Raw genomic sequence first — 2,525 nt, forward strand, 5'->3', positions numbered from 1 at the left:
GGGTTGGAGTACTAGGGGCCCGGTACGCCGGGTGGCCAGGTCCTACGGGAACATCTCCACCGGACTGGAAACATGAGCCCATCCGGGGTATGCGGATACCCCTTGCGGGCACCCCCGGTGATGTGGGCGCAGCCGGTCACCCGGCCCGTACTCCCGGGCAAGGACCGGCCGCTGGAATGGTCCTCCCGGACGATGGTCAACGGTGTCAAAAGTGGTCAACGGCTGTCGACGCCGGTCAACGGCGGGCGACCGCTGTCGACGCCGGTCAACGGCAGGCGTGGCCGCCGCCCGGACTTTCGCTGGTTCGGCACAGATGTATCGGTTCTCCCATCTTGATGAATATTGTCATCGATGGCCGGGCGGGCAGGGTGTTCCGGTGCCAACCGCATCGGGTTCTCACCGGCCCGGCCGTCCGCCCGATGCGCGGCCCGATAATCCGGACGGGAATACATAAACGTGAAACGGAATCGAAGGGCTCGGCGCGCCGTTGTCATTGAGTGGGGAAGTTCTGGTAGGGAATAGCGGATCGGAGAACACGTGAGAGACGCGAGAGAGGTTCAAATATGCGTCGACCCGTTAAGAGAAGAACCGGGCGAGCTGTCGGTGTCCGTCGCATTCTGGTGACCATCGGAGCCGCCGTCACGCTCGGTCTGCTCACCACCGGCGCGGGCTGCCAGCCGCCCGGACCGCCCTGCCCTCCCTACCCGCCCATCCAGCAACCCAACTGCCAGCCCATCCCGAACTGACGTGTCCGGCCGCGGCGGGTCACCTGTCCGGGTGAGACGCCGCGCAGGGCGCGAGGGAGGGAAGGTCGGTGTCCCAATCGCGGGCCCATCGGTGGTCGGCCGTCCGGGTCGGTCGCCGGTGGACCGCGATGGGCTCACCCCGCCGCCGATCGTCCAGTCGATCAGGTTCTTGAAGCTTCCGGTAGTGCGCCTGCGTACTGCGGGGTGCAGAACAGCACGGCGTCGGCCGCAGCGCGGCCGTGTTCGTGGAGGCGCCGCGCCGTGGCGCTGGTTCTTCGACGGTGGGTTTCGACGGTGGGTGCGGCCGGGCCCGGTTCCTTGACGGCGGCCCGCCGACTCCGGCAAACAAGATGGATGCGGACCATTTCCCTTGGTGAAACAGGGTTCAAGCAAGGGTTCAAGCAGGCCGGAACCGTACGCGGGGTCACGTCCTCCCACGGAGGCGCCATCTCGCCTGGACCGGCGGTCGTACGGTGAGCGCGACCTCCGTTGACGGGCTGGTGGGGCTGGACGGCGTCCTCGGTGACGTCCTCGCCGCCTACGATCTCGGCCCGTCGCCGCGGGCGAGCCTGCTGCATGTCTCGGAGAACGTCACTTACCGCGTGGACGACCCGGCGACCGGCCGGCGTTGGGCGTTACGGCTGCACCGGCCCGGGTACCACACTCTCGTCGAGATTCACGGCGAGCTGGCGTGGGTGGCTGCCCTGCGCGCCGACGGCGTGGTCGTGACGCCACCGGTCGTGCCGACGATGGCGGGTGGGCCCGTGGCGACCGTGCCCGCGACCGGCGCCCTCCCCCCGAGCGCCGCCTCCCGGATCCCGCTGGGCCGGGTGGTGCCGAGCGGCACGCCGTGTTGTTCGAATGGGTCGACGGACGTTCACCGGAACCGACGGACCCCACGTCCCTGCGCGGCGCGTTCGGGCAGCTCGGGGACATCACCGCGCGGCTGCATCGGCACGCGCGGGAGTGGTCCCGCCCGGCTACCTTCGCCCGCTTCGAGTGGACCTGGCGGAGCATGCTCGGCGACGCTGGCCGGTGGGGGAGCTGGTCGGAGGGCTTGATCATCGGGCTGGCCGGCGGCCCCGGCCCGCGGGGGGACGGCCCGCGGGGGGACGGCCCGCGGGGGGACGGCCCGCGGGGGGACAGCCGCGCGGCGTTGGGCCTGCTGAGCCGGGCCGCGGCCGACATCGAGGCACGCCTGGCCGCCTTCGGCACCGGGCTGGACCGGTTCGGGCTCGTCCACGCCGACATGCGGCTGGCGAACCTCCTGGTACCCCGGGACGAGTCCACCGGGGACGTCTGTGTGATCGACTTCGACGACTGCGGCTTCGGCTGGTACCTCTGGGATCTCGCCGCGTCGCTGTCCTTCATCGAGCACCTCGACGAGGCCGGCGACCTGGTGGCCGCCTGGCTGGCCGCCTACCAGCGCCAGCGCCCGCTCACCGCGGACGACGTGGCAATGATCCCCACCTTCGTCCTGTTGCGCCGGCTGCTCCTGGTGGCTTGGCTGGGCACCCATCCGCACTCGGACGCGGTCCCGAGCGTCACCGAGTACGCTCGGGACAGCTGCGAGCTGGCCGAGGCCTATCTAGGCGGGCGGTTCCTCACCGACTGAGGCGGTGGCCCGCGGCCAGGCCTGACCGGTGGCTCGTCCCGCCCGCCCGGAAGTCCCCGAGGACCGGCCCGCCCGGACCACTCAGCGGCCGGTGAAACGGGGCTCGCGGCGCTCCGTCGAGGCGCGCACCCCCTCGGCGAAGTCCTCGGTGGCCCGCAGTCTGG

1 protein-coding gene and 1 pseudogene are annotated in these 2,525 nt (G+C 71.0%); both read left to right on the forward strand.

Annotated features, from left to right (window positions below):
• Positions 1–1,348 precede the first annotated feature (1,348 nt).
• Positions 1,349–1,429 (forward strand): annotated as a pseudogene (locus ACY45C_RS19795) (hypothetical protein); the annotation flags it as partial.
• Between the two features lie 167 nt (positions 1,430–1,596).
• The gene (locus ACY45C_RS19800; RefSeq protein WP_462189062.1) at positions 1,597–2,361 is read left to right on the forward strand and encodes a phosphotransferase enzyme family protein; all 765 of its coding nucleotides are present in this window, start codon (positions 1,597–1,599) and stop codon (positions 2,359–2,361) included.
• The last annotated feature ends 164 nt before the right edge of the window (positions 2,362–2,525 follow it).

The sequence above is a fragment of the Frankia sp. CcWB2 genome, from assembly GCF_977927585.1.